The organism is Rubrivivax sp. JA1026, assembly GCF_011065555.1.
Lineage (GTDB): Bacteria > Pseudomonadota > Gammaproteobacteria > Burkholderiales > Burkholderiaceae_C > Rubrivivax > Rubrivivax benzoatilyticus.
This window is the reverse complement of record NZ_JAALCQ010000005.1, coordinates 113,785-137,839: the sequence shown is the minus strand read 5'-3', so window position 1 is coordinate 137,839 and position 24,055 is coordinate 113,785. Positions and strand designations below refer to the sequence as shown.

The window sequence follows — 24,055 nt, the reverse complement described above, 5'->3', positions numbered from 1 at the left end:
GACGGCGATGATCCCCGGAGAACTGCTGATCGACGACGGCGAGCTCACGCTCAACCCCGCCCGCCCGGCGCTGACGCTGGTCGTCGAGAACACCGGCGACCGGCCGATCCAGGTCGGCTCGCACTACCACTTCGCCGAGACCAACCCGGCGCTCAGCTTCGACCGTGCCGCGGCGCGCGGCCTGCGGCTGGACATCTCCAGCGGCACCGCGGTGCGTTTCGAGCCCGGCCAGCAGCGCACCGTGCAGCTGGTGCCCTACGGCGGCGAGCGCCGCGTCTGGGGCTTCCGGGCCGAAATCCAGGGAGCGTTGTGATGAGCACGAGCATCGGACGGCGCGCCTACGCCGAGATGTACGGCCCGACGCTGGGCGACCGCGTGCGCCTGGCCGACACCGAGCTGATCGTCGAGGTCGAGGCCGACTACACGCTGCGCGCCGGCGGTTACGGCGAGGAAGTGAAGTTCGGCGGCGGCAAGACCATCCGCGACGGCATGGGTCAGGGCCAGGCGGTCAACGGCCCCGGCCACCACGAGGCGGCCGACTGCGTCATCACCAACGCGCTGATCATCGACCACTGGGGCATCGTCAAGGCCGACATCGGTCTGAAGGGCTGCCGCATCGCCGCCATCGGCAAGGCCGGCAACCCCGACGTGCAGCCGGGTGTCGACATCGTCATCGGCCCGGGCACCGAGATCATCGCCGGCGAGGGGATGATCGTCACCGCCGGCGGCATCGACAGCCACATCCACTTCATCTGCCCGCAGCAGATCGACGAGGCGCTGAACTCGGGCGTCACGACGATGCTCGGCGGCGGCACCGGCCCGGCCACCGGCACCTTCGCGACGACCTGCACGCCGGGGCCGGAGAACCTGCACCGCATGCTGCAGGCCGCCGACGCGTTCCCGATGAACCTCGGCTTCCTCGGCAAGGGCAACGCCAGCCGGCCCGAGGCGCTCAGCCAGCAGATCGCCGCCGGCGCCATCGGCCTGAAGCTGCACGAGGACTGGGGCACGACGCCCAGCGCGATCGACAACTGCCTGGACATCGCCGAGGCGACCGACACCCAGGTCTCGATCCACAGCGACACGCTCAACGAGTCGGGTTTCGTCGAGGACACGATCGCCGCGACCAAGGGCCGCACGCTCTGCGCCTTCCACACCGAAGGCGCCGGCGGCGGCCACGCGCCGGACATCCTGCGCGTCGCCGGCGAAGCCAACTTCCTGCCCAGCAGCACCAACCCGACGATGCCCTACACCGCGAACACGGTGGACGAGCATCTGGACATGCTGATGGTCTGCCACCACCTCGACGCCGGCATCGCCGAGGACCTGGCCTTCGCCGAGAGCCGCATCCGCCGCGAGACCATCGCCGCCGAGGACGTGCTGCACGACCTGGGCGCGATCAGCATGATGAGCAGCGACAGCCAGGCCATGGGCCGCGTCGGCGAGGTCATCATCCGCACCTGGCAGACGGCGCACAAGATGAAGGTCCAGCGCGGCGCACTGTCAGGCGACAACGCCCGCAACGACAACCAGCGCGTCAAGCGCTACGTCGCCAAGTACACGATCAACCCGGCGATCGCCAACGGCATCGCGCACGAGGTCGGTTCGGTCGAGATCGGCAAGTGGGCCGACCTGGTGCTGTGGAAGCCGGCCTTCTTCGGCGTCAAGCCGAGCCTGGTGCTCAAGGGCGGCTTCATCGCCGTCGCGGCGATGGGCGACCCCAACGCCAGCATCCCGACACCGCAGCCGGTGCACTACCGGCCGATGTTCGGCAGCTTCGGCGGCGCCCGCGCCGCGACCTCGCTGACCTTCGTCAGCCAGGCGGCGCTGCAGGCCGAGATCGGCGAGCAGCTCGGCCTGGCCAAGCGCCTGGCCGCGGTGCAGGGCTGCCGCCAGGTGAAGAAGGGCGACATGGTGCACAACGGCTGGCTGCCGACGATGGAGATCGACCCGCAGACCTACGAGGTGCGGGCCGACGGCCAGTTGCTGACCTGCGAGCCGGCGACGGTGCTGCCGCTGGCCCAGCGCTATTTCCTGTTTTAGCCCCCAAGCTCGCTAGCGCTCGCTACCCCCAGGGGGCTGAGCCCGGACGCGACCCGTCCTGTGGACGGGTCGTGCCTGGCGAAGGGCCGGGCCACTGGCCCGGCGCGGCCTGCAAGGCCGTCCGCCGACGGACCGGCAAAGCCGGCCCGTGGCGGGAAGCTTGATGGGCAAAGCAGCGGCGGCTACGCGTGCGCGCTGACAGGCCCCGACCAGTGTCTCAGGCCGCGACCGGCTCCGAGGCTTCGGCGATGCGCCGCGCCAGGTGCTCCAGCGCTTCCTCGACCTGGTCGACGAGCACCAGGCACAGGTCGCCGGGCTGCAGGTTCGCGAGCGCCTGGTCGATGGCGACGAACTCGCCGTGGATCTCCTCGACGCGGCGCGTGCGCGGCGCGCCGCGCAGGCCTTCGCGCAGCAGCGCGATGACCTCGCCGTCGGCACGGCCGCGCTGGGCGGCGTCCTGGTACAGCAGCACCTCGTCGAAGGCGGCGCCGAGGATCTGCGTCTGCTCGCGGATGTCCTCGTCGCGGCGGTCGCCGGCGGCGCTGATGACGACCGAGCGGCGCTGAGCCGGCATCGCCTCGACGGCGCCGACCAGCGCGCGCATCGCGTCGGCGTTGTGGCCGTAGTCGGCGATGACCGTCGCGCCGCGGTAGTCCATGACGTTGAAGCGCCCCGGCGCGTTGTGCGCGTCGTTGACGAAGCTGGCCAGACCGGCGCTGACGGCGTCGAAGCTGAGGCCGCAGCCCCAGGCGGCGGCCACGGCGGCGAGCGCGTTCTCGACCTGGAAGCCGATCGTGCCGTTGCGGGTGAGCGGCACCTCGCGCAGCGGCACGCGGGCGCGTGCCGAGCCGTTGACGGCGACGATCGCGTCACCGTCGACGAACACCGTGCGCCCGCCCTGGGCGCGGTGCGCGACCATCGCCGGCAGGTGGCCGTCGACGGCGAACAGGATCACGCCGCCCGGGCAGTGCTGCGCCATCTGCAGCGTGATCGGGTCGGCGGCGTTGAGCACCGCGTAGCCGCTCTCGGCGACGTTCTGCACGATCACGCGCTTGAGCACCGCCAGGTCCTCGACCGTCGTGATGTAGTTCAGGCCGAGATGGTCGCCTGCGCCGACGTTGGTGACGACGGCGACCTGGCAGCGGTCGAAGCCCAGGCCTTCGCGCAGCATGCCGCCGCGTGCGGTCTCCAGCACCGCGGCTTCGGTGTCCGGGTGGGCGAGCACGTTGCGCGCGCTCTTCGGGCCGCTGCAGTCGCCGCTGTCGATCTGGTGGCCGTCGACCCAGACGCCGTCGGTGTTGGTCATGCCGACCTTGTAGCCGGCGGCGTTGAACAGGTGCGCGATGAGGCGCGAGACGGTGGTCTTGCCGTTGGTGCCGGTGACGGCGACGACCGGGATGCGGCCGTCCTGGCCGGCCGGGAACAGGCGCTCGACGATCGCCTCGCCGACCGCACGCGGCTTGCCGAAGCTCGGCGCCAGGTGCATGCGCAGGCCCGGCGCGGCGTTGACCTCGACGACGCCGCCGCGCTGCTGCTCCAGCGGCACGCCGACGCTCTCGCAGACCACGTCGACGCCGCAGATCTCCAGCCCGACCATGCGCGCCGCGGCCACCGCACGCGCGGCGACCTCGGGGTGCACGTCGTCGGTGACGTCGGTGGCGCTGCCGCCGGTGCTGAGGTTGGCGTTGTGGCGCAGCACGACCTTCTGGCCGTTGGCGGGCACCGCCTCGGGCGACAGGCCCAGCAGCTCCAGCCGCGCCAGCGCGACGTCGTCCAGGCGGATGCGCGTCAGCGCGGTGGCGTGGCCGTCGCCGCGACGCGGGTCGGCGTTCACCGCGTCGACGAGTTCGCGCACGCTGTGCACGCCGTCGCCGATGACGTAGGGCGGATCGCGGCGCGACGCGGCGACCAGCTTCTCGCCGACGACCAGCAGGCGGAAGTCGTGGCCGGGCAGGAACTGCTCGACCATCACCTCGCCGATCTCGTCGGCGGTGCGGTAGGCGACCTCGAACTGGGCGCGGTCGGTGACGTTGACCGTCACGCCCTTGCCCTGGTTGCCGTCACGCGGCTTGACGACGACCGGCAGGCCGATCTCCATCGCCGCGGCCCAGCCGTCCTCGAGGTCGGTGACCGGGCGGCCACGCGGCACCGGCACGCCGGCCGAGGCCAGCAGGCGCTTGCTGAGATCCTTGTCCTGGGCGATCGACTCGGCCACCGCGCCGGTGGAATCGACCTCGGCGGCCCAGATGCGGCGCATGCGTGCGCCCCAGCCGAACTGCACCAGGCTGCCGTCGGTCAGGCGCCGGTACGGCACGCCGCGCGCCAGCGCGGCGGCGACGATGGAGCCGGTGCTCGGGCCCAGGCGCACGTCTTCGTCGATGGCACGCAGCTCGGCCACCGCAGCCTCGGTGTCGAAGGCCTCGCCGGCGACGGCCGCGGCCAGCAGCTGCTGCGCGAGCTCCAGCGCGCGGCGGCCGACCTTCTCCTCGGTGTACTCGACGACGATCTGGTAGACGCCGGCCTCGGGCGCCGCGGCAGTGCGCGAGAACGACACGCGGCAGCCGGCGCGCGCCTGCAGCGCCAGCGCCAGACGCTCGAGCCAGCGCGCCATCGTCACCGGCTCGTGGGTGCCGACCGGACGCACCGGCGAGACCTCGGGCAGGGCCTCGCGCAGCCGGCGTTCGAGCGCCGAACCGGCCTCGATCGCCGACTCCTCGGCCGTGCAGCGCACGATGGCTTCGATCGCCGTGTGCCGGCTCCAGAGATTGGGACCGCGCAGCGCGCGGATGCGGGTGACGTCCATGGCGTCCTCAGCGGATGTCGGCAGGGGTCTGCGGGTCGAAGGTGTCCAGGCCGGCGGCCAGCAGCGCCGGCGCCAGGCCGAAGGCCCAGGCGGCGGCGACGGCCGGCAGCAGCACGGCGGCGGGCAGCGGCGAGCGGCCGCGCACGTTCAGTGGCGTCTCGGCGTGGCCTTCGCAGAGCCAGAGGCGGCCTTCGCGCAGCAGCACGGCATGGCCGCCGCGTTCGCGGTGATCGGCCAGCGCGGCGGCGTCGGTGGCGTAGAGCGTGACCTCGCCGTCGCAGTGTTCGGCCAGCGCCGCGATGCGGGCGTCGTCGGCGTTGAGCACGCCGATGCCGTCGGCGAGCACGACGTCCATCTGCGTGCGCAGCACCCGCGGCAGGTCGTCGGCGGCGTGGATGTCGTGGCGCTCCAGCGCCGCGGCACCGTCGAGGTCGGTGACGACGCCGATGCGGCAGCGGTCGTAGACCAGGCCTTCGTCGAGGATCGTCGCGGCGCCGTTCTCGAACACGGCGGCGTCGACCTCGCGGTTGAGCAGCAGGCGCTCGGAGATGTCGCCGCGTGTCGCGTCGCGTTCGTCGATGCGGCGCGTGTCGAGGAACAGGCCGTCGCGGCAGGCCAGGCCGACGTGGTGGCCCGACAGCTGCAGCAGCCAGGCGACGAGGCGCGCGACCGGCGTCGCCGCGTCACCGCCGGCGATGCCGACGATGGGGATGCGGCCGTCGTCGCCGGGCGGGAACAGATGATCGATGATCGCCTGGCCCACCGGGCGCGGCGACCCGACCGCCGGCTTGGTGTGCGCCAGCAGCCCGGGGCCGGCGTTGACCTCGACGACGGCGGCGTGCTGGCCGCGCAGCGGGCGCGTGATGTCCTGCGCGACGAGGTCGATGCCGGCGATGTCCAGGCCGACGGTGCGCGCCGCCAGCGAGGCGATGCGCGCGAAGTCGGGGTGGACCTCGTCGGTGCAGTCGATGGCGACGTTGCCGTTGCGCTGGATCAGCACGCGGCGGCCGGCGGCCGGCACGTCGTCGGGGTCGAGGTTCTGGCGGCGCAGGTCGACGAGGATCGCGCCGTCCTCGCGCACGCGGATGCGGCCCAGCGGGTGGTCCTCGGTCTCGCCGCGGCGCGGGTCGCTGTTGAGCTGGGCCTCGACGAGCTCGACGACCGTGCTGCGGCCGTCGCCGACGACCCAGGCGGCCTCGCCGCGCGCGGCGGCGACCATCCGGCCGGCGACGACGAGCAGGCGGTGCTCGTCGCCGGGGATGTAGCGCTCGACGATGACCTCGCTGCCTTCGGCGTCGGCGACGGCGAAGGCGGCCTCGATCTGGTCGCGCGTGCGCAGGTCCAGCGTGACGCCGCGGCCGTGGTTGCCGTCGCTGGGCTTGACGGCCACCGGCAGGCCGACGTCCTCGGCGATGTCCCAGGCGTCGGCGGCGCTGGCGGCGACGCGGCCCTCGGGCACCGGCACGCCGACGGCGGCCAGCAGGCGCTTGGTCAGGTCCTTGTCGCGCGCGATGCCTTCGGCGATGGCGCTGGTGCGGTCGGTCTCGGCGGTCCAGATGCGGTGCTGGCGCTTGCCGTGGCCGAGCTGCACCAGGTTGCCGTCGTTCAGGCGCAGGTGCGGGATGCGGCGCTCGGTGGCCGAGGCGACGATGTGCGCCGTGCTCGGGCCCAGGTAGGCGCGGTCGATCGCGTCGCGCACGGCCTGCACGGCGGCGGCGACCTCGAACTCGCGGCCGTTGATCGCCGCCATCAGCAGCGCGTGGCCTTGCTGCAGCGCACAACGTGCGACGGCTTCGTCACGGGCGCGGAAGACCATGCGGTAGATGCCGGTCTTGGACGTGCTGCGCGTCTGGCCGAAGCCGGTGGGCATGCCGGCCAGGTTCAGCAGCTCGATGACGACGTGCTCGAGCACGTGGCCCATCCAGGTGCCGCCGCGCAGGCGCTGGATGAAGCCGCCGCGCTCGCCGACGCCGCAGTGGTGCTCCTCCAGCGCCGGCAGCAGCGCCAGCAATCGGTCGACGAAACCGGGCAGTTGGTCCGACGGATGCTGTTCCAGCTCGCCCAGGTCGAGCCAGACCTCCAGCGCCGAGCGGTAGGTCCAGAGGTTGGGGCCGCGCAGATAGGTGACGCGCAGCAGGCGGATGTCGTCGAAGATCTTCATCGTGTTCGTGCGTTTTTCGCTCCGGAGCGACATGCGGCGTGAATTCGTGGCGGCGGCCGGTCGGCGCGGAGCCGGGCTGGCGCGTTACGCGACAATCCCGCGCTCGCCGCTACCCTCTCATGCCTTCAACCGATCCGTCTCCTGTGCTCGCCGCGGTGCCCTCCGCACCGCTCGAACGAGGGGAGAACGCGCTGGCCGGCCTGGACGTTGACCTGGACGCGAAGGAGCGCTTCGCGTCCGGCGAAATAGTTCTCACCGATCGCCGGCTGCTGGCCCGCGACGCGGGCACCGACACCTGGCGCGCCTGGCCGCTGACGCCGTCGCTGACGCTGCAGCACGCCGACCACGGCGGCGTCGGCCAGCTCTCGCTGCACGACGCCGACGGCCGCCTGGCCGCCTGGCGCTACACGCTGGGCCGCGACCCGGCGGCGCTGAAGCTGCTCGGACTGTTCGAGCGCCAGAAACGCCGCCTGGCCAGCGGCGAAGCCGACCCGGACGACGACGCCGAGCCCGAGGAGACCGATTTCGGCGTCGAGTCGGCGGCACCGCCGTCGACCTGGGTGCTGCTGCGGCTGTGGCGCTTCGCCAAGCCCTACCAGTGGCAGCTGCTGCTCGGTTTCGTGCTGACGCTGGCCTCCACCGCCGCGTCGCTGGTGCCGCCGTACCTGACGATCCCGCTGATGGACGAGGTGCTGATCCCGTACCAGAACGGCCAGCAGATCGACACCCACCTGGTCTGGATGCTGCTGGCCGGGCTGCTGGCCTCGGCGCTCGTCGCCTGGGCGCTCGGCTGGATGCGCACCTGGCTGCTGGCGCTGGTCAGCGAACGCATCGGCGCGGACCTGCGCACCGCGACCTTCGAGCACCTGCTGCGGCTGTCGCTGGACTACTTCGGCAGCAAACGCACCGGCGACCTGATGTCGCGCATCGGCAGCGAAAGCGACCGCATCTGCGTCTTCCTGTCGCTGCACGCACTGGATTTCGCCACCGACGTGCTGATGATCGGCATGACGGCGGCGATCCTGTTCAGCATCAACCCGTCGCTGGCACTCGCCACGCTGGTGCCGCTGCCCTTCATCGCCTGGATGATCCACCTGGTGCGCGACCGGCTGCGCACCGGCTTCGAGAAGATCGACCGCGTCTGGGGCGAGGTCACCAGCGTGCTCGCCGACACGATTCCCGGCATCCGCGTCGTCAAGGCCTTCGCCCAGGAGCAGCGCGAGGCCGAGCGTTTCCGCCGTGCCAACCGCGCCAACCTCGAAGTCAACGACAAGCTGAACAAGACCTGGAGCCTGTTCACGCCGACGGTGTCGCTGCTGACCGAGATCGGCCTGCTCGTCGTCTGGGCCTTCGGCATCTGGCTGGTCAGCCGCGACAGCATCACCGTCGGCGTGCTGAGCGCCTTCATCGCCTACATCGGCCGTTTCTACGGCCGGCTGGACTCGATGAGCCGCATCGTCTCGGTGACGCAGAAGGCCGCCGCCGGCGCCAAGCGCATCTTCGACATCCTCGACCACGTCAGCAACGTGCCCGAACCGGCGCAGCCGGTGAAGCTCGAGCGCGTGCAGGGCGGGCTGTCGCTGCAGGGCGTGGGCTTCCGCTACGGCAGCCGCGCGGTGATCCGCGGCCTGGACCTGGACATCCGCCCGGGCGAGATGATCGGCCTGGTGGGCCACAGCGGCTCGGGCAAGAGCACGCTGGTCAACCTGATCTGCCGCTTCTACGACGTCACCGACGGCGCGATCAAGGTCGACGGCATCGACCTGCGCCGCTTCGGCGTTGCCGACTACCGCCGCCACATCGGCCTGGTGCTGCAGGAGCCCTTTCTGTTCTTCGGCACAGTCGCCGAGAACATCGCCTACGGCAAACCCGACGCGACGCGCGAGGAGATCGTCGCCGCGGCACGCGCAGCACACGCCCACGAGTTCATCCTGCGCCTGCCGCACGGTTACGACTCGGTGGTCGGCGAGCGCGGCCAGGGGCTGTCGGGCGGCGAGCGCCAGCGCATCTCGATCGCACGCGCGCTGCTGATCGACCCACGCATCCTGATCCTCGACGAAGCGACGTCCTCGGTCGACACCGAGACCGAGAAGGAGATCCAGAAGGCGCTGGACAACCTGGTGCAGGGCCGCACGACGATCGCCATCGCCCACCGCCTGTCGACGCTGCGCCGCGCCGACCGGCTGGTCGTCATGGACCGCGGCCGCATCGTCGAGGTCGGCACGCACGACGAGCTGCTGGCGCGCGAAGGCGCGTACTGGCGGCTGTACGAGGCGCAGCTGCGCCAGGTCGACGAGAGCGACAGCGAACGCCCGCTGCTGCCGCCGCCCGCGCCGGCGGCGCATCCGGCCGGTGCCGCCTGAGGAAACGCGATGAACGCTCCCCTGTCCATCACGCTGCTGCGCGACGCCCACGGCCGGCTGGTGCTGCTCGACACCGAGGGTGTCGAACACGTCGGCGTCGTGCCGGTGCGCGCCTTCCCGCTGTCCGAACCCGGCGGCCCGGTGTCGCTGGTCGGCACCGACGGCCGCGAACGGCTGTGGATCGATCGCCCCGAGGCACTGCCGGCCGCGGCCCGGGCCGTGCTCGACGAAGAGCTGGCGCGGCGCGAGTTCGCCCCGGTCATCGAACGCCTGCTGGAGGTCTCGACCTTCTCGACGCCCAGCACCTGGACCGTCGACACCGACCGCGGCCGCACGACGCTGGTGCTCAAGGGCGAGGAAGACATCCGCCGCCTGAACGGCAGCGCGCTGCTGATCACCGACAGCCAGGGCATCGGCTACCGCATCGCCGACGCGAAGGCGCTGGATCGGCGGTCGAAGCGGCTGCTCGAGAGATTTCTCTGAGCCCCCAAGCTCGCTAGCGCTCGCTACCCCCCGAGGGGGCCATCCGCCGACGGTCCGGCGGAGCCGGACCGTGGCGGGAAGCTTGATCGCGGAGCGCGAGTTGTTTTGCCGGTGCTCGCTGACATCGCTGCGCGGCCTGCGAGGCCTGCAGGGCCGTCCGCCGTCCTTGACGGGCGGCGCTACCCCGCTCCCCTCGCCTTCTCGTTCTTGTTCTCCGGGTGCACGAACCCGATCGGCCGCTTCGGCGGGTCGGGCGGCGTCATCAATTCGCGCAGGGCATCGAAGACCTGCCTGAGCTGGTTGCGCGTGTTGCGGCTGAAGCTGTCGTGGCCGATCGCCAGCGCCTCGGTCTTCTGTTCCAGCTCCGAGAGACGTTTGGCCAAGTCGCCGTGCGTCGCCGCCAGCTCACGCATGCGGACGAAGGCCCGCACGACGTAGACCGACACCTCGATGGCGCGCGGGCTGCTCAGCAGGTTCGCGGCCATGATCGCTCCGTGCTCGGTGAAGGCGTACGGCAGGTATTTGCGGTGCCGGCCTCGGCCACCGTGTACCGCGTCTAAGGTCGCAATTTGCGACCTTAGAGCTCCCCACTCATCGGTCGTGAGCTGGAACATGAAGTCGGCCGGGAACTTGGGCAGGTTGCGGCGGACCGCCTCGTTGAAGCGCTTCGTCTCGACCTCGTAGAGCGCCGCCAGGTCAGCGTCCAGCAGGACGCGCCGGCCACGAACCGTGGCGATGCGCAGCGCGATGGCCTCGGTCGCCAGCAGCGGGGTGCTCATGGGCGGGGGCCGCAGGCGTGGCTGTCATGGGCCTTGGCCTTGACCTGGCCGCAGCACGTGAACAGAGGCCGAGGCCGGCGCATGTCGAACAGTTTCACCATGCCATCCTCCTGGGCGGCACTGTCGGCGCGCCCGGGGTCGCCGCCAAGGCGGAAACGATCCCCCGAAGGAGCGGCTCAGATCAGCGCCGCCACCGCCTCGCCGAGCTCGGTGGTGCTGGCGCTGCCGCCCAGGTCGGGCGTGCGCGGGCCTTCGCGCAGCACGGTTTCGATGGCGCGCACGATGGCGTCGTGGGCGGCGCGGCCGGCGCCCTGGCCGCCGGTCAGGAAGTCCAGCATCAGCGCGCCCGACCAGATCATCGCGATCGGGTTGGCGACGTTGCGGCCGTAGATGTCGGGCGCCGAGCCGTGCACCGGCTCGAACAGCGACGGGAAACGGCGCTCGGGGTTCAGGTTGGCCGACGGCGCCAGGCCGATCGTGCCGGCGGTCGCCGGGCCCAGGTCGGACAGGATGTCGCCGAACAGGTTGCTCGCGACGACGACGTCGAAACGCTGCGGCTGCAGCACGAAACGCGCGCTCAGGATGTCGATGTGCTGCTTGTCGACGGCGACCTGCGGGTAGGCCTTCGCCATCTCGTCGGCACGCGAGTCCCACCAGGGCATGCTGATCGCGACGCCGTTGCTCTTCGTCGCCACCGTCAGGTGCCGGCGAGCGCGCGAGGCCGCCAGCTCGAAGGCGAACTTCAGCACGCGGTCGGTGCCGTGGCGGCTGAAGACCGACTCCTGGATGACGATCTCGCGCTCGGTGCCGGCGAACATCGTGCCGCCGAGGTTGGTGTACTCGCCCTCGGTGTTCTCGCGCACGATCAGGTAGTCCAGGTCGCCCGGCTTGCGGCCGGCCAGCGGACAGGGCACGCCGTCGAACAGGCGCACCGGGCGCAGGTTGACGTACTGGTCGAACTCGCGGCGGAACTTCAGCAGGCTGCCCCACAGCGAGACGTTGTCCGGCACCGTCGCCGGCCAGCCGACGGCGCCGAAATAGATCGCGTCCATGCCGGCCAGTTGCTGCTTCCAGTCGTCCGGCATCATCGTGCCGTGCTGCCGGTAGTAGTCGCAGCTCGCCCAACCGATCTCGGTGAACTCCAGCGCCAGGCCGAAACGTTCGGCCGCGCGGCGCACGGCGCGCAGGCCTTCGGGGGCGACTTCCTTGCCGATCCCGTCTCCGGGGATCAGCGCGATGCGGTAGGGGCGGCTCATCTGGGGGCCTCGTCGGTCGGGGCGGCCATGCTAATCGGCGGCCGGCCGGCGTGTGCCGGGGCGGGTTTCAGCCGACGCGCTCGAAACGCGGGCGTACGCGGCCGTCGACGACGACGGTCTCGGCGAACATCTCGAACGGCCGCACCCAGGTGTCGGCGCTGGTGTAGATCGGCCGGTACAGCACCAGCGGCTGCAGCGTCTCGCTGTGGCGCACGACGCCCAGCACCTCGTACTCGCCGCCCTTGTAGTGGCGCCAGCGGCCGAGGGCGATCGTCGGCAGCGGCGGCAGTGCGTCGTTCATCGGGCGGTCTTCCGTGTCTTGCCGGCCTTGGACGCGGCGGCGGCGGTCTCGCGCAGCGAGGCGTCGACCAGCGCCTCGGCCATCCAGCCGACGGTGGCGTCGACTTCGGCGTCCGACGCGCCCCACAAGTCCTTCAGCACGACCCGCGCCTCGATGCCGTAGAGCACCGACAGCGCGCGGTGCAGCCGCGCCAGCGAGGCCTCGGGCAGTTCGGCGGCCAGCGGCTCGATCGCGTGCGCGAGGATGCCGACGCGGTGGCCGCGGCGGTAGGGTTCCTCCTTCAGCCGGCCGGCGCGTTCCAGCGCCCAGTGCTCCAGCGAGAGCTGCACCGCGGCCCGCATCTGCGGCTCGAACTCGCGAAAACGCGGGAAGGTCGAGGCGAACAGTTCGGCGACGCGGCGGCGGCCGTCGGGCTCGTCCGAATCGAAGCTGCGCAGCGGCCCGAGCGAGACGTCGATCACCGCGGTGATCAGCGCGCTGCGGCTGGGGAAGTAGCGGTAGGCCGTCGCGCGCGAGACCTCGGCGCGGCGCGCCACCTCGGGCAGCGTCGGCACCTGGCCCTCGCGGATCAGCGCCATCGCCGCGTCGAGCAGCAGGCGCCGCGTCGCGCCGCGGATGCCACCTTCGATCTCCACGGTGGGCGGCGGGGCGGGCAGCGCGGGGCGGGTCGTCTTGGGCATCTCGGGCTCGGGTTGGCGCGGATTGCAACACAGGTCGCGAGGTGAGACACTCGTCTCATTTTCAGCCTGACGTCTCCATTCCCGAGGAGCAGCATGGACCCGACCGCCCCCCGCTACGCCGTCGTCGCCGGCACTTTCGACACCAAGGCGCGTGAACTCGTCTTCCTGCGCGACTGCCTGGCCGCGATGGGCGTGGCCACGCGCACCGTGGATCTCTCGACGCAGGGCCGCGGCGCCGGCGTCGACGTCACGGCCGAAGAGGTGGCGGCCTGCCACCCGCAAGGCGCGGCGGCAGTCTTCACCGGCGACCGCGGCAGCGCGGTGATCGCGATGGCGCAGGCCTTCGAGCACTGGGTGCGCGGCCGCGACGACGTCGCCGGGCTGCTGTCGGCCGGCGGCTCGGGCGCCACCGCGCTGGCGACGCCGGCGATGCGCGCCTTGCCGGTCGGCGTGCCCAAGCTGATGGTCAGCACCGTCGCCTCGGGCGACGTGCGGCCCTACGTCGGCCCCAGCGACATCTGCATGATGTATTCGGTCACCGACGTGCAGGGCCTCAACCGCATCAGCCAGCGTGTGCTGGCCAACGCCGCGCACGCGATGGGTGGCATGGTGCGCGAGCGCGCCGAGTTCACGTCGACGAAGCCGGCGATCGGGCTGACGATGTTCGGCGTCACGACGCCCTGCGTGCAGGCGATGACCGCGCTGCTGGAGCCCGACTACGACTGCCTGGTGTTCCACGCCACCGGCACCGGCGGCCAGTCGATGGAGAAGCTCGCCGACTCGCACCTGCTGGCCGGCGTCATCGACGCGACGACGACCGAGGTCGCCGACGAGCTGATGGGCGGCGTCTTCAGCGCCGGGCCCGAGCGTTTCGACGCCATCGCACGCAGCCGCGTGCCCTACGTCGGCTCCTGCGGCGCGCTGGACATGGTGAACTTCGGCGCCATCGACACCGTGCCCGAGCGCTACCGCCAGCGCAATCTCTACAAGCACAACGCCAACGTCACGCTGATGCGCACCAGCGTCGACGAGAACGTCGCGATGGGCCGTTTCATCGCCGCCAAGCTCAACCGCATGGACGGGCCGGTGCGTTTCTTCCTGCCCGAAGGCGGCGTCTCGATGCTCGACGCGCAAGGCCTGCCGTTCTGGGACCCGGCCGCCGACGCGGCGCTGTTCGACACGATCGAGCAGGAGTTCCAGGCCACCGACAAGCGCCGGCTGATCCGCAGCCCGCTGCACATCAACGACCCGAGCTTCGCCCGCCTGCTGGTCGAAGCCTTCAAGGAGATCGCCGGCTGAGGCCGGCGCAGGAGAACACGATGGCACGCATTCCCCGCCAGCAGATCCTCGACACGTTCCGCGCCAAGATCGCGCGCGGCGAACCCATCATCGGCGGCGGCGCCGGCACCGGCCTGTCGGCCAAGGGCGAGGAGGCCGGCGGCATCGACCTCATCGTCATCTACAACTCGGGCCGCTACCGCATGGCCGGGCGCGGTTCGCTGGCCGGCCTGCTGGCCTACGGCAACGCCAACGAGATCGTGCTCGACATGGCCAAGGAGGTGCTGCCGATGGTGCGCCGCACGCCGGTGCTGGCCGGCGTCAACGGCACCGACCCGTTCATGCTGCGCGATCACTTCCTGCAGCAGCTGATCGCCGTCGGCTTCTCCGGCGTGCAGAACTTCCCGACGGTCGGCCTGATCGACGGCAGCTTCCGCGCCAACCTCGAAGAGACCGGCATGGGCTACGGCCTGGAGGTCGACATGATCCGCGCCGCGGCCGAGCTCGACCTGCTGACCACGCCCTACGTCTTCGACGAGACCAGCGCCGCCGACATGGCGCGTGCCGGCGCCGACATCCTCGTGCCGCACATGGGGCTGACGACCGGCGGCGCGATCGGCGCCGAAACCGCGCTGACGCTGGCCGACTGCGTGCCGCGCATCAACGCCTGGGCCGAGGCCGCGCGGCGCGTGAAGCCCGACATCATCGTGCTCTGCCACGGCGGCCCGATCGCCCAGCCCGAGGACGCGCAGTTCATCCTCGACCACTGCCCCGAGGTCAACGGCTTCTACGGCGCCTCCAGCATGGAACGCCTGCCGGTCGAAGGTGCGCTCGTCGAGCAGACGAAGAAGTTCAAGGCGATCCAGCGCGCATAAACCTCGGCGCCCACACGGGCGCCGGCCTCGTGCCATCGTCGCGCCCGGCCGCCCTGCCCCGGGGCGGGGAGGACGCACGATGAGCACCTGGCGCAGGAAACCGGCGAACGAGCCCTTCGCCGCCGACGAGATCGAGGCCCGGCTGAAGGACGAGCTGCCGGTCTGGCAGCACGAGGACGGCTGGATCCGCCGCACGTACAGGACGGCCGGCTGGAAAGGCACGCTGATGGTCGTCAACACCGTCGGCCACCTCGCCGAAGCCGCCTGGCACCACCCCGACCTGACGGTGTCCTACGCCTCGGTCACGGTGAAGCTGCAGACGCACGACGCCCAGGGCATCACCGAGAAGGACTTCGCGCTGGCGAAGAAGATCGACGAGGTGCTGATGTGGCAGCCCGGGCGCGACGCCGACCCGGTGTTCGAAGGCACGCCCGACGACCCGCGTTTCAAGTACCTCGAACACGACTGAAGCCGGCCCGCGTGCCGGGCACGGCACACTCTCGCGCCACGCGACCACGAGTCGCCGCTGCCGGCGGGCGTCACGACACGCCGTCGGTCGACGAACACCCGAGCCCGTACCTGCCCCCACGATGAGCCTCCCCTGCGCCCTGCTCGACGACCGCGACGCCACGCCGGCGTCGCCGACGAGCCGGCTCTACACCGGCTTCGTGCACGAGCACCGCTGCACCGACCCGGCGGCGCTGGACACGACCTGGGACGCCGTCGCAGCCGACCAGCGCGCCGGGCTGCACGCGCTGCTGCTGGCCGACTACGAGTGGGGCGCCAAGCTGCAGCGTGCCGGCACGGCGCGGCTGGCCGCCGACGACGGGTCCAGCCTGCGGGTGCTGATGTTCCGCCGCCTGGAGCGCCTGTCGCGCGAGCAGGCCGACGCCTGGCTCACGGCCCAGCCCGGCGCCGGCGACGCGGCCGGCGTCGGTGCGCTCGAGCCCAGCGTCACGCGCGACGAGTTCCACGCCGCGATCGCCCGCATCCACGAGGCCATCGCCGCCGGCGAGACCTACCAGGTCAACTACAGCTTGCGCCTGCACGGCCGCGCCTGGGGCGCGCCGGTGGCGCTGTACCGCGCCTTGCGCGAGCGCCAGCCGGTGGCCTACGGCGCCTACGTCGTGCTGCCGCCGGGCGGGCCGGCGACACATCTGCTGTCGTGTTCGCCCGAGCTCTTCGTGCGCCACGAGGCCGGTGTCGTCACCGCGCGGCCGATGAAGGGCACGGCGCCGCGCACCGGCGCGCCCGAAGGCGACCGCGACACGGCGCGGCGGCTGTCGCTGGACGTCAAGAACCGCGCCGAGAACCTGATGATCGTCGACCTGCTGCGCAACGACCTCGGCCGCGTCGCCGAGATCGGCTCGGTCCAGGTGCCGGCGCTGTTCTCGGTCGAGCCCTACGCGACGGTGTTCCAGATGACCTCGACGGTGCAGGCGCGGCTGCGGCCCGACATCGGGCCGGCGGCGCTGCTGCGTGCGATCTTCCCCTGCGGCTCGATCACCGGCGCGCCCAAGCTGCACACGATGGACCTGATCGCCGCGCTGGAGAGCACGCCGCGCGGCCTGTACTGCGGCGCCATCGGCTGGGTCGACGCGCCACCGCCCGGGCGTGTGCTCGGTGACCTGTGCTGGTCGGTCGCGATCCGCACGCTGACGCTGGCGGCCCCCGCGGCCGACGGCACGCGCACGCTGACGCTGGGGGTCGGCGCCGGCATCGTGCAGGACAGCCGCGCCGACGACGAACACGACGAGTGCCGGCTGAAGGCCCGTTTCCTCACCGGGCTGGACCCGGGTTTCGAGCTGATCGAGACCGTGCGCGCCGAAGCCGGCGGGCGTTTGCCGCTGCTGGAGCGCCACCTCGCGCGCCTGTCGGCCAGCGCCGCCGCGCTGGGCTTCGCCCTCGACGCCGCCGCGGCGCGGCGCGCGCTGCAGGCCGCCGCGGCCGCCGGCACGGGCGGGCCGCAGCGCCTGCGGCTGACGCTGGCGCACGACGGCCGCCTGACGATCGTGCGCGCGCCGCTGGCACCGTTGCCACCCGGCCCGGTGCGGCTGCGCTGGGCCGAGGCGCCGCTGCCCGGCCCGCGCCCGCTGGCCGCGCACAAGACCACCGAGCGTGCGCTCTACGACGCCGGCGTGCGCGCCGCCGAAGCCGCCGGCGCCTTCGACACGCTGTTCTGCAACGCCGACGGCCACGTCGTCGAAGGCGGGCGTTGCACGCTGTTCGCCAAGATCGACGGCCGCTGGTGCACGCCGCCACTGGCCGACGGCGCGCTGGCCGGCGTGCAGCGGGCCGCGCTGCTGGCCGACCCGGCCTGGGACGCCGTCGAGCGGCCGCTGACCCGCGCCGACGTCGAACGCGCCGAAGCCCTCGTCGTCTGCAACGCGCTGCGCGGCGTGCTGCCGGTGGCCGGTTTCGTCGACCCCGCTGCGGCACCGGCCGGAGCGGGCTCGCTGGCCTCGCCCGCGGCCAGCGGCCTGCGCGTGAACTTCGACCGCTGAAATCCCGCCTGATCCGCTCGGCAACCCCCCCTTGCGCTCGCTAGACTTCCGGCCGGCCGGGCAGAATCCCGGCCGCTGATGGCACCCCTCTGCCGGGGAAGATCGACGGCGCGACCAGGCAGTACCGCGCGGAACAGGCAGGCCCATGAACGACTCCCCCGCCGCTGCGCGGGATCTCTTCCACCGCCGGCTCGAACAGAGCCTCATGGCGGCTTTTCTCCTGATGGTGCTGCTGGTCTGCACGGCAGCCATCCTCTACGGGCGCGAGGAGCGGCGGGACCGCATCGACAGCGCCACCGAACAGGCCGCGACCCTGACGCGCGCACTCGAGGAGCATGTCCGCCGCAGCGTCGGCGCCGTCGACGTGATCCTGCAGACGATCGCGACCGACGCGCTGGCGCGGCGTGAGATCGACGGCCTGCCGCGCGAGCTGGCACGCAAGCGGGCGCTGCTGCCGCAGGCGCGCTGGCTGGCGATCTACGGCCCCGAACTCGAGCTGCAGGGCGCCAGCGGCGACGACGACGTGCTGCGTGACGCGGCCGCGCTGCGCGCGACGCTGTCCGCCACGCTGCGGGCCAGCGACGAACGCCTGCACGTCGGCCCGCCGCTGGGCGATGCCGCCGCACCGGTGATCCCGGTGACCCGGCGCATCGTCGGCGGCGACGGCACGGTGCTGGGGGTCGCCGTCGCGATGCTCGACAGCGAACACTTCGAGCGCTTCTACCGCGAGCTGGAGCTGTCGCCGGCGCACAGCCTGGTGCTGACACGCGCCGACGGCCTGCTGCTGCTGCGCTACCCGCAGTACGCGTCGATGCGCCCCGGGCTGGACATGTCCACGCTGTCGCCGGTGTTCAGCGCGCCCAGGCCGCTGGCCGGCCCGGTGACCTTGCAGGCGGCCAGCGCGATCGACGGTGTCGAGCGCCTGCTGACCTATCGCGAGATCGGGCAGCCGGCGCTGCTGGTGGGCATCGGCCAGGACCTGCATCCGCTGCTCGCGCCGTGGCGCCAGCGGGTGCTGACGCTGGCCTTCGGCGTGGCCGGCGTCGTCGCCGCGCTGACGTTGCTGCTGTGGGCGGCGCTGGCGCAGATCCGCCGCAGCGCCGAGGCCGAGCGCCGGCACCGCGAGACGCTGGAGCACAAGGTGCGCGAGCGCACCGCCGAGCTCGAGCACGCCAACGAGGAGCTGCGCGCCTTCACCTACTCGGCCTCGCACGACCTGCGCGGGCCGCTGCACGGCATCCACGGCGTGATGCAGCTGCTGCGCCACAAACACGGCAAGACGCTGCCCGAGGCGGCGCTGGACATCCTCCATCACGCCGAGAACAGCGTCGCGAACATGGTGCGGCTGACCGAGGACCTGCTGACGCTGTCGGGCGTCGGCCGGCGCACGCTCGAGCCGCAGCCCGTCGACCTGAGCGCGATGGCCTGGGAGATCGCCGCCGAGCTCGCCGACGCCGATCCGGAGTACCACGTCGAGCTGCGTGTCGAGCCGGAAATGAGCGTCGTCGGCGACCCGGGGCTGCTGCGCATCGCGCTTCACAACCTGCTGGCCAACGCCTGGAAGTACAGCTCGCGCGCCGAGGAGCCGGTGGTCGAGGTGACGTCCGAGGTCTTCAACGGCGAGCGCATCTTCATCGTGCGCGACAACGGCGCCGGCTTCGACGCCGCGCACGCGCACCGCCTGTTCCAGCCCTTCCAGCGTCTGCACAGCAGCCGCGAGTTCCCGGGCACCGGCGTCGGCCTGGCGACGGTGGCGCGCGTGGTGCGGCGCCACGGCGGGCGGGTCTGGGCCGACGGCGCGCCGGGCGCTGGCGCGGCCTTCCGCTTCACGCTGCCCGAGCCCGAGGACAGCACGCTGGCGCAGCCGGCCTGACGGCCGGCGGGGGCTAGACTGCGTGTCTCCGGGCGGCCTGGCCGCCCCGTACTGGATTGCCCCCGATGCTCACCGTCAACAAGATCATTCCCCAGGGCCGCGGCCTCGCCGGTGCGCTGCTCAAACGCGCCCCGGCCGTCGAGCTGGACTGGGACACGCGGCAGAAGAGCCGCTTCGACGCCACCGACAGCGCCGGGCGTATGCTCGGTGTCTTCCTGCCGCGCGGCAGCGTGGTGCGCGGCGGCGACGTGCTCGTCGCCGAGGACGGCTCGCTGGTGCGCGTGGGCGCGGCGGCGCAGCCGGTGCTCGTCGTGCGCGCCGCCGCGCCGTTCGAGCTGATGCGCGCCGCCTACCACCTGGGCAACCGCCACGTCGCGCTGGAACTGCGCCACGAGCACCTGAAGCTCGAACCCGACCACGTGCTCGCCGAGATGCTGCGCCGCATGGGGCTGGACGTCGCCGAGGCGCACGAGCCGTTCGAGCCCGAAGGCGGGGCCTATGCCGCGGACGGGCACGGCCATCAACACGCCCACGGCCACACGCACGAAGGCTGCGGCCACGACCACGCGACCGGCGGCTGCGGCCACGATCACGGCCACGAGCACCACCACGCCAAGGCCGCGGCGCCGGCGCACGCGGCGGCCTGCGGGCACGACCACGGTCACGATCATGGCAGCGGCTGCGGCCACGATCACGGGCACGACCACGGCCCGGCACACGCGCCGGCGGCAGGCCACGGGCATGCCCACGGCGGCTGCGGTGGCCACGGCGGTTGCGGCGGGCACGGCGGCTGCGGCGGCGGCCACCACGGCCACCGCTGAGGTGCAGGCCCCGACGCTGCTGCGGCTGATCTGGCTGGCCTCGCCGGCGCTGCCGGTCGGCGGCTTCAGCTACTCCGAAGGCCTGGAGGCGGCCGTCGACGCCGGCCGGCTGCAGGGCGAGGCCGGTGCACGCGACTGGCTGCTGGCGCAGCTGGAGCTGACGCTGGCGCGTGCCGACGGCCCCGCGCTGGTGCAGGCGATGCGCGCGTGGCGCGACGGCGACGCGGCGCGTGTGCGCGAGCTCAACGACTGGGTGCAGGCCAGCCGCGAAAGCGCCGAGTTCCGGCTGCAGGCCGAGCAGATGGGGCGCTCGCTGGTCGAGTGGCTGAAGAACGGCGAACAGGCCGGCGATGCACGCATCGCCACGCTGGCCGCGCTGCCGCCGGCACCGACCTGGCCGGTCGGCTTCGCGCTCGCCGCGGTGCTGGCCGACGCGCCCGAACGCGAGGCGCTGCTGGCCTTCGGCTTCGGCTGGGCCGAGAACCTGGTGCAGGCGGCGATGAAGGCCGTGCCGCTGGGCCAGGCCGCGGCGCAGCGCATCCTCGCCGCGCTGGCCGCGGCGCTTCCGGCGGCCGCCGACCGTGCGCTGGCCGCCGACGCCGCCGGCCGCGTCGCCTTCGCGCCGATGCTGGCGGTGCTGTCGGCGCGGCACGAGGCGCAGTACTCGCGGCTGTTCAGGTCCTGAGCGCGGGCACGGTTGCTGCATGATCTGCGGCATGACCCACACGCTTCATTCCATCCCCGGCCGCACGCGCCGGCTGCCGCCGCTGCGGGTCGGCGTCGGCGGGCCGGTCGGCTCGGGCAAGACGACGCTGCTCGAGATGCTCTGCAAGACGATGCGCGAGCGCTGGGACCTCGTCGTCGTCACCAACGACATCTACACCAAGGAAGACCAGCGCCTGCTGACCGTGGCCGGCGCGCTGGACCCGGAGCGCATCGTCGGCGTCGAGACCGGCGGCTGCCCGCACACCGCGATCCGCGAGGACGCGTCGATCAACCTCGAAGCGGTGGACCGGCTGCTGGAGAAGTTCCCCGACGCCGACATCGTGTTCATCGAGTCCGGCGGCGACAACCTCGCCGCGACCTTCAGCCCCGAGCTGTCGGACCTGACGATCTACGTCATCGACGTCGCGGCCGGCGAGAAGATCCCGCGCAAGGGCGGCCCCGGCATCACCAAGAGCGACCTTTTCGTCATCAACAAGACCGACCTCGCGCCGCACGTCGGCGCCTCGCTGGAGGTGATGGCCGAGGACACGCGCCGCATGCGCGGCACGAAACCCTTCGTGATGACGAACCTGAAGACGCTCGACGGCCTGGCCGAGGTCGTCGAGTTCATCGAGCGCAAGGGGATGCTGAAGGGCTGAGCCGGCGGCGTGCGGACGCACAACGACGAGGTCAGGTCTGGCGCGCACAACGCGCAAAACGGGGTCAGGTCTCGAGAGACCTGACCCCAGGCTGCCCAGGCTGCACACGCAAAAAGGGGTCAGGTCTCGAGAGACCTGACCCCAGGCCGGCAGACCTCAGAGCCCGAACGCCAGCGCCACGCGGTAGGTGACGAAGGCCGCCACGTAGGCCAGCACGAACAGGTAGCCGGCCGTGACCAGCGGCCACTTCCAGCCGCCAGTCTCGCGCTTGATCGTCGCCAGCGTCGACAGGCACTGCGGCGCGAAGACGAACCAGGCCATCAGCGCCAGCGCGGTGGCCATCGACCAGTCCTGCGCCAGCAGCGGCGCCAGCGCGCTGCCGGCTTCGTCGCCGGCGTCGCCGACGGCGTAGACCGTGGCCAGCGCCGCAACCGCGACTTCGCGTGCGCCCATCGCCGGCACCAGCGCGATGCTGATCTGCCAGTTGAAGCCGATCGGCGCGAAGACGACGGCCAGCGCCTGGCCGATGCGGCCGGCGAGGCTGTACTCGATGGCCGGCTGCGTCGCGCCTTCGGGCGGCGCCGGGAAGCTCGACAGCGCCCACAGCACGATGGTCAGCACCAGGATCACGCCGCCGACGCGGCGCAGGAAGATCGTCGCGCGCTGCCACAGGCCCAGCGCCACCGAGCGCACCGTCGGCCAGTGGTAGGCCGGCAGCTCCATCATCAGCGTGCGCACCTGGCTCTTGCCGCTGCCGAAACGCTTGAGCACCCAGGCGATCGCGAAGGCGCCCGCGATGCCCGCCATGTAGAGCGCGAACAGCACCAGCCCCTGCAACTCCAGCCCGCCGGCCACCTGGCGCGCCGGGATGAAGGCCGCGATCAGCAGCGCGTAGACCGGCAGCCGCGCCGAGCAGGTCATCATCGGCGCCAGCAGGATGGTGACGATGCGGTCGCGCGGGTCGGCAATGGTGCGCGTGGCCATGATGCCGGGGATCGCGCAGGCGAAGCTCGACAGCAGCGGGATGAACGAACGCCCCGACAGCCCGACGCCGCCCATCAGGCGGTCGAGCAGGAAGGCCGCACGCGGCAGGTAGCCCGACTCCTCCAGCAGCAGGATGAAGAAGAACAGGATCAGGATCTGCGGCAGGAAGACGACGACGCCGCCCAGGCCGGCGATCAGGCCGTCGACGACGAAGCTGTGCAGCACGCCCTCGGGGATGAAGCCGCCGACGGCCTCGCCGGCGGCCGCCGTGGCTTCCTCGATCCAGCCCATCGGCGCCTCGGCCCAGGCGAACACCGCCTGGAAGACGAGGAACAGCAGCAAGGCCAGGATCGCCGGGCCGGCCACCGGATGCAGCACGACGCGGTCGATGCGGTCGCTGCCGGTCTCGGGCATCGCCTTGTCGAGGTCCAGGCGCTCGAGGATGCCCTGCACGGTGTGGTGATCGCCGTCGAGATGCAGCGTGTCGTGCGCCTTCTGCGGCGCACGCCACAGGCTCTTGTCCTCGAGCAGCGCGCGCAGCGCGCGATCGCCGTCGGCCTTGATGCCGACCGTCGGCACGACCGGCACGCCGAGTTCGCGCGACAGCGCCTCGGCGTCGACCGTGATGCCGCGGCGCGCGGCCATGTCGGCCATGTTCAGCGCGACGATGCACGGCAGGCCCAGGCGCTGCACCGCGAGCACCAGGCGCAGGTTGCGGCGCAGGTTGGTCGCGTCGACGACGCAGACGACGACGTCCGGACGGCGTTCGCCCTTGGCGCGGCCGTAGAGCACGTCGACCGTCACGCGTTCGTCGGGCGAACGCGGGTGCAGGCTGTAGGCGCCGGGCAGGTCGAGCACACGCAGCGTCTTGCCGGCGGCGGTGCGCAGCAGGCCTTCCTTGCGCTCGACGGTGACGCCGGCGTAGTTGGCCACCTTCTGGCGGCTGCCGGTCAGCAGGTTGAACAGCGCCGTCTTGCCGCAGTTCGGGTTGCCCACGAGGGCGACCAGCTGGCCGCCGGGATGGAAGTGGACGACGGTCTCGTGGCAGCCGCTCATAGCGGCTCCACGCGCACGCAGGCGGCCTCGGCGCGGCGCAGCGCGAAGGTCGACTGGCCGACGCGCACGACCAGCGGGTCGCCGCCCCAGACGCTGCGCGTGGTCACGGTGACACGTTCACCGGGCAGGAAGCCGATCTCGGCGAGCCAGCGCGCCCAGTCGGGCGCCAGCGCCGGCGGCGTCACCGACAGCACGCGGCACGGCAGGCCGGTGGCCGCGGCGTCCAGCGACTGGGCCGCAGGCGACGCGCCGGGACCGTTCGCCGGCGCCGGCGAACTCGCCACCGGCATCAGCGCCGGCGAGGGGGTGCGGAAGAAGTTGCCAAAGCCCATGATCGGCATCAAATGCGAATATTTCTCATTATGAGCCCAGGCAAAACCCTGACACAAGCAAAACCGTCTGCCGGCCTGACTGTTGTCAAGGCCAGCCGC

Annotated in this window: 20 protein-coding genes; 12 read left to right on the top strand and 8 right to left on the bottom strand. The window is 72.2% G+C overall.

Translation table 11 applies throughout. The features are described 5' to 3' along the window. Nucleotides 1-7: 7 nt before the first annotated feature. Together G5B56_RS10575 and ureC are read left to right on the top strand one after the other, a co-directional pair. Entirely contained in the window at nt 8-313 is a 306-nt protein-coding gene (locus G5B56_RS10575) for an urease subunit beta (protein ID WP_164963167.1), read from the top strand. Beyond that, on the top strand, nt 313-2,043 hold the full coding sequence (gene ureC / locus G5B56_RS10570; RefSeq protein ID WP_164963166.1) for an urease subunit alpha: 1,731 nt from the start codon (nt 313-315) through the stop codon (nt 2,041-2,043). The genes G5B56_RS10575 and ureC overlap by 1 nt, the downstream gene beginning before the upstream one ends. A gap of 217 nt (nt 2,044-2,260) precedes the next feature. Here ureC and cphA (G5B56_RS10565) read toward each other — a convergent pair whose 3' ends face one another. Together cphA (G5B56_RS10565) and cphA (G5B56_RS10560) are read right to left on the bottom strand one after the other, a co-directional pair. Further along, the gene (gene cphA / locus G5B56_RS10565) at nt 2,261-4,846 is read right to left on the bottom strand and encodes a cyanophycin synthetase (RefSeq protein WP_164963165.1); all 2,586 of its coding nucleotides are present in this window, start codon (nt 4,844-4,846) and stop codon (nt 2,261-2,263) included. A 7-nt stretch (nt 4,847-4,853) separates the two neighbouring features. Next, the gene (gene cphA, locus G5B56_RS10560; RefSeq protein WP_164963164.1) at nt 4,854-7,007 is read right to left on the bottom strand and encodes a cyanophycin synthetase; all 2,154 of its coding nucleotides are present in this window, start codon (nt 7,005-7,007) and stop codon (nt 4,854-4,856) included. A gap of 119 nt (nt 7,008-7,126) precedes the next feature. Between cphA (G5B56_RS10560) and G5B56_RS10555 the strand changes: the two genes are divergently transcribed. Together G5B56_RS10555 and G5B56_RS10550 are read left to right on the top strand one after the other, a co-directional pair. Continuing rightward, a complete protein-coding gene (locus G5B56_RS10555; protein ID WP_404947959.1) occupies nt 7,127-9,370 on the top strand; it encodes an ABC transporter ATP-binding protein in 2,244 nt (747 codons plus the stop codon). Between the two features lie 9 nt (nt 9,371-9,379). Continuing rightward, nucleotides 9,380-9,853 carry a DUF1854 domain-containing protein gene (locus tag G5B56_RS10550; RefSeq protein ID WP_164963163.1) on the top strand — a complete coding sequence of 158 codons (474 nt, stop codon included), beginning with the start codon at nt 9,380-9,382 and terminating at the stop codon, nt 9,851-9,853. 179 nt (nt 9,854-10,032) lie between these two features. Here G5B56_RS10550 and G5B56_RS10545 read toward each other — a convergent pair whose 3' ends face one another. The 4 genes from G5B56_RS10545 to G5B56_RS10530 form a co-directional block, all read right to left on the bottom strand. After that, nucleotides 10,033-10,632 (bottom strand): ORF6N domain-containing protein, encoded by a 600-nt coding sequence (locus tag G5B56_RS10545; RefSeq protein WP_164963162.1) that lies wholly within the window; start codon nt 10,630-10,632, stop codon nt 10,033-10,035. Between the two features lie 176 nt (nt 10,633-10,808). Beyond that, nucleotides 10,809-11,888 (bottom strand): tartrate dehydrogenase, encoded by a 1,080-nt coding sequence (locus tag G5B56_RS10540; RefSeq protein WP_009856792.1) that lies wholly within the window; start codon nt 11,886-11,888, stop codon nt 10,809-10,811. Between the two features lie 67 nt (nt 11,889-11,955). Further along, nucleotides 11,956-12,189 (bottom strand): DUF1653 domain-containing protein, encoded by a 234-nt coding sequence (locus tag G5B56_RS10535; RefSeq protein ID WP_164963161.1) that lies wholly within the window; start codon nt 12,187-12,189, stop codon nt 11,956-11,958. Then, nucleotides 12,186-12,869 (bottom strand): TetR/AcrR family transcriptional regulator, encoded by a 684-nt coding sequence (locus G5B56_RS10530; protein ID WP_164963160.1) that lies wholly within the window; start codon nt 12,867-12,869, stop codon nt 12,186-12,188. The genes G5B56_RS10535 and G5B56_RS10530 overlap by 4 nt, the downstream gene beginning before the upstream one ends. 93 nt (nt 12,870-12,962) lie before the next feature. Between G5B56_RS10530 and G5B56_RS10525 the strand changes: the two genes are divergently transcribed. From G5B56_RS10525 to ureG, 8 genes are all read left to right on the top strand, one after another. Next, entirely contained in the window at nt 12,963-14,168 is a 1,206-nt protein-coding gene (locus G5B56_RS10525; RefSeq protein WP_164963159.1) for a Tm-1-like ATP-binding domain-containing protein, read from the top strand. Between the two features lie 20 nt (nt 14,169-14,188). After that, on the top strand, nt 14,189-15,022 hold the full coding sequence (locus tag G5B56_RS10520) for a phosphoenolpyruvate hydrolase family protein (RefSeq protein ID WP_164963158.1): 834 nt from the start codon (nt 14,189-14,191) through the stop codon (nt 15,020-15,022). A 79-nt stretch (nt 15,023-15,101) separates the two neighbouring features. Then, nucleotides 15,102-15,491, top strand: coding sequence for a 4a-hydroxytetrahydrobiopterin dehydratase (locus G5B56_RS10515; protein ID WP_164963157.1), 390 nt, complete (start codon nt 15,102-15,104; stop codon nt 15,489-15,491). A 121-nt stretch (nt 15,492-15,612) separates the two neighbouring features. Further along, entirely contained in the window at nt 15,613-17,526 is a 1,914-nt protein-coding gene (gene pabB, locus G5B56_RS10510) for an aminodeoxychorismate synthase component I (protein ID WP_240920692.1), read from the top strand. A gap of 145 nt (nt 17,527-17,671) precedes the next feature. Beyond that, the gene (locus G5B56_RS10505) at nt 17,672-19,399 is read left to right on the top strand and encodes an ATP-binding protein (RefSeq protein ID WP_029718505.1); all 1,728 of its coding nucleotides are present in this window, start codon (nt 17,672-17,674) and stop codon (nt 19,397-19,399) included. A gap of 65 nt (nt 19,400-19,464) precedes the next feature. Then, nucleotides 19,465-20,220, top strand: a complete 756-nt coding sequence (gene ureE / locus G5B56_RS10500; protein ID WP_164963156.1) for an urease accessory protein UreE — start codon at nt 19,465-19,467, stop codon at nt 20,218-20,220. Beyond that, on the top strand, nt 20,141-20,905 hold the full coding sequence (locus G5B56_RS10495; protein ID WP_240920691.1) for an urease accessory protein UreF: 765 nt from the start codon (nt 20,141-20,143) through the stop codon (nt 20,903-20,905). The genes ureE and G5B56_RS10495 overlap by 80 nt, the downstream gene beginning before the upstream one ends. 31 nt (nt 20,906-20,936) lie before the next feature. Then, nucleotides 20,937-21,584, top strand: coding sequence for an urease accessory protein UreG (gene ureG, locus G5B56_RS10490; protein ID WP_009856800.1), 648 nt, complete (start codon nt 20,937-20,939; stop codon nt 21,582-21,584). Nucleotides 21,585-21,740: 156 nt separating this feature from the next. Here ureG and G5B56_RS10485 read toward each other — a convergent pair whose 3' ends face one another. Together G5B56_RS10485 and G5B56_RS10480 are read right to left on the bottom strand one after the other, a co-directional pair. Continuing rightward, nucleotides 21,741-23,624 (bottom strand): ferrous iron transporter B, encoded by a 1,884-nt coding sequence (locus G5B56_RS10485; protein WP_009856801.1) that lies wholly within the window; start codon nt 23,622-23,624, stop codon nt 21,741-21,743. Continuing rightward, nucleotides 23,621-23,956, bottom strand: coding sequence for a ferrous iron transport protein A (locus G5B56_RS10480; RefSeq protein ID WP_404947958.1), 336 nt, complete (start codon nt 23,954-23,956; stop codon nt 23,621-23,623). Before G5B56_RS10480 ends, G5B56_RS10485 begins: the two co-directional genes overlap by 4 nt. Between the last annotated feature and the right edge of the window lie 99 nt (nt 23,957-24,055).

Excerpts from the sequence above, each read along its gene's own strand:
- G5B56_RS10575 (WP_164963167.1), top strand. The coding sequence starts at position 8 with ATGATCCCCGGAGAACTGCTGATCGACGACGGCGAGCTCACGCTCAAC.
- ureC (WP_164963166.1), top strand. The coding sequence starts at position 313 with ATGAGCACGAGCATCGGACGGCGCGCCTACGCCGAGATGTACGGCCCG.
- cphA (WP_164963165.1), bottom strand. The coding sequence starts at position 4,846 with ATGGACGTCACCCGCATCCGCGCGCTGCGCGGTCCCAATCTCTGGAGC.
- cphA (WP_164963164.1), bottom strand. The coding sequence starts at position 7,007 with ATGAAGATCTTCGACGACATCCGCCTGCTGCGCGTCACCTATCTGCGC.
- G5B56_RS10555 (WP_404947959.1), top strand. The coding sequence starts at position 7,127 with ATGCCTTCAACCGATCCGTCTCCTGTGCTCGCCGCGGTGCCCTCCGCA.
- G5B56_RS10550 (WP_164963163.1), top strand. The coding sequence starts at position 9,380 with ATGAACGCTCCCCTGTCCATCACGCTGCTGCGCGACGCCCACGGCCGG.
- G5B56_RS10545 (WP_164963162.1), bottom strand. The coding sequence starts at position 10,632 with ATGAGCACCCCGCTGCTGGCGACCGAGGCCATCGCGCTGCGCATCGCC.
- G5B56_RS10540 (WP_009856792.1), bottom strand. The coding sequence starts at position 11,888 with ATGAGCCGCCCCTACCGCATCGCGCTGATCCCCGGAGACGGGATCGGC.
- G5B56_RS10535 (WP_164963161.1), bottom strand. The coding sequence starts at position 12,189 with ATGAACGACGCACTGCCGCCGCTGCCGACGATCGCCCTCGGCCGCTGG.
- G5B56_RS10530 (WP_164963160.1), bottom strand. The coding sequence starts at position 12,869 with ATGCCCAAGACGACCCGCCCCGCGCTGCCCGCCCCGCCGCCCACCGTG.
- G5B56_RS10525 (WP_164963159.1), top strand. The coding sequence starts at position 12,963 with ATGGACCCGACCGCCCCCCGCTACGCCGTCGTCGCCGGCACTTTCGAC.
- G5B56_RS10520 (WP_164963158.1), top strand. The coding sequence starts at position 14,189 with ATGGCACGCATTCCCCGCCAGCAGATCCTCGACACGTTCCGCGCCAAG.
- G5B56_RS10515 (WP_164963157.1), top strand. The coding sequence starts at position 15,102 with ATGAGCACCTGGCGCAGGAAACCGGCGAACGAGCCCTTCGCCGCCGAC.
- pabB (WP_240920692.1), top strand. The coding sequence starts at position 15,613 with ATGAGCCTCCCCTGCGCCCTGCTCGACGACCGCGACGCCACGCCGGCG.
- G5B56_RS10505 (WP_029718505.1), top strand. The coding sequence starts at position 17,672 with ATGAACGACTCCCCCGCCGCTGCGCGGGATCTCTTCCACCGCCGGCTC.
- ureE (WP_164963156.1), top strand. The coding sequence starts at position 19,465 with ATGCTCACCGTCAACAAGATCATTCCCCAGGGCCGCGGCCTCGCCGGT.
- G5B56_RS10495 (WP_240920691.1), top strand. The coding sequence starts at position 20,141 with ATGCCCACGGCGGCTGCGGTGGCCACGGCGGTTGCGGCGGGCACGGCG.
- ureG (WP_009856800.1), top strand. The coding sequence starts at position 20,937 with ATGACCCACACGCTTCATTCCATCCCCGGCCGCACGCGCCGGCTGCCG.
- G5B56_RS10485 (WP_009856801.1), bottom strand. The coding sequence starts at position 23,624 with ATGAGCGGCTGCCACGAGACCGTCGTCCACTTCCATCCCGGCGGCCAG.
- G5B56_RS10480 (WP_404947958.1), bottom strand. The coding sequence starts at position 23,956 with ATGGGCTTTGGCAACTTCTTCCGCACCCCCTCGCCGGCGCTGATGCCG.